1 protein-coding gene is annotated in these 1,688 nt (G+C 35.9%); it reads left to right on the forward strand.

All coding sequences use genetic code 11. The annotated features are described in order from the left end of the window. Nucleotides 1-68: 68 nt before the first annotated feature. Nucleotides 69-1,642, forward strand: a protein-coding gene (locus RCJ95_RS23705) for an IS3 family transposase (RefSeq protein WP_257521339.1) whose coding sequence is annotated in 2 segments (ribosomal slippage) — nucleotides 69-711 and nucleotides 711-1,642 — 1,575 coding nt in all. Because the reading frame shifts where the segments join, the coding sequence is not laid out codon by codon here. The last annotated feature ends 46 nt before the right edge of the window (nucleotides 1,643-1,688 follow it).

Here is a 1,688-nt window from a genome sequence, read left to right on the forward strand (position 1 = left end):
GTGATATGCTCCCTATTAGGTAGACAGATGAAAAAATAAAATCTGTTTATCTAAGGGGAGTATTTTTTATGGGGCGAAGCAAACATTCACTCGAGTTGAAACTATATATCCTTCAATTGTTCGAAGAAGGTCACTATTCTATCAATGAATTGTGTGAAAGGTTTTCAATAGATCATCAAACTTTTCATAGATGGAAAATGAAATTTGAGGCAGGTGGACGTGAAGGATTACAAGAAGCTACTTCATGTAAGTTCTATTCAAAAGAGTTAAAATTAGCGGCTGTGGAGGACTACATTCAACGAAATTATTCACAGATGGAGGTGTTGGCGAAATACGAGATTAGCAGTACCTCCGTTTTAAAAAGCTGGGTAAAAAAGTATACTAGTCATAGTGAAATAAAAGATTCAGGTAAAGGAATGAGTCAAGCTATGACCGAAGGAAGAAAGACAACTTTTGAAGAACGTATTGAGATTGTCGAGTACTGTTTGAAGCACCAGAAAAATTATCAGTTGGCAGCGCATACCTATGGTGTTTCGTATCAACAGGTATATCAATGGACGAAGAAATTTGAAACGAATGGTGAAGAGGGATTACGTGATCGTCGTGGTCGCACAAAAGATGAAGTCGAATTAACCGTTGAGGAGAAATTGAAATTAGAGATTCAACGTATTGAACGTGAAAATGAACGTTTACGTGCAGAAAATTTATTTTTAAAAAAGTTAGAGGAAATCGAAAGGAGGCATCGTTAAGCCAAATACGTCTACAGCAACGCTATTTAGCGATTCAAGATTTACATCGAGAGGAAGAACTTTCGATTCTTTTACTATGTGAAATAGCTGATGTTTCGCGTGCAGCTTACTATAAGTGGTTAAGTCGCAAGCCTTCTAACAGAGAAGTTGAAAATGAAGCCATTTTAAAGGACATTCATCTCCTTTACCAACAAGTAGATGGTATTTACGGCTATCGTCGTACAACGTTGACAATCAATCGTCAGCGAAAAGAAAATAATCAAACGATGGTTAACGAAAAGCGTATTTATCGTTTAATGCAGATTAGTGGATTGAAGTCTGTTATTCGTAGAAAGCGCAAGCCTTATCGTAAATCCCCAGCACATCATGTGGCGGAGAACGTATTAAATAGAGCATTTACATCGAAAAAGCCAAATGAAAAATGGTGTACAGATGTCACAGAGTTTAAGTATGGAAATGGGAAAAAAGCTTATTTAAGTGCAATTATCGATTTATATGATGGTTCAATTGTGAGTTATGTGTTAGGTCATTCGAATAATAATTCCCTTGTTTTCAAAACAATAAAATTAGCTATTCAATCATTACAATCAGGCGAACAGCCCTTAATACATAGTGATCGAGGTTTTCAATATACATCAAAGGAATTTAAGCGAATTGTGGAAACTGCCAATATGACACAGAGTATGTCCCGTATTGGTCGATGTATTGATAACGGACCAATTGAATCATTTTGGGGCACATTGAAGTGTGAGAAATATTATTTACATAAGTACGATTCATATGAAGAGTTAAAACTAGCGATTGATGATTATATTCATTTTTATAATTACGATCGTTATCAGAAAAGGTTAAGCGGCTTGAGTCCGTTAGAATTCAGGACTCAAGCCGCTTAATACATTTTTTATTATTTCCACTGTCTACTTGACGGGGTGCAGTTCA

This window comes from Lysinibacillus sp. BSL11 (genome assembly GCF_052928325.1).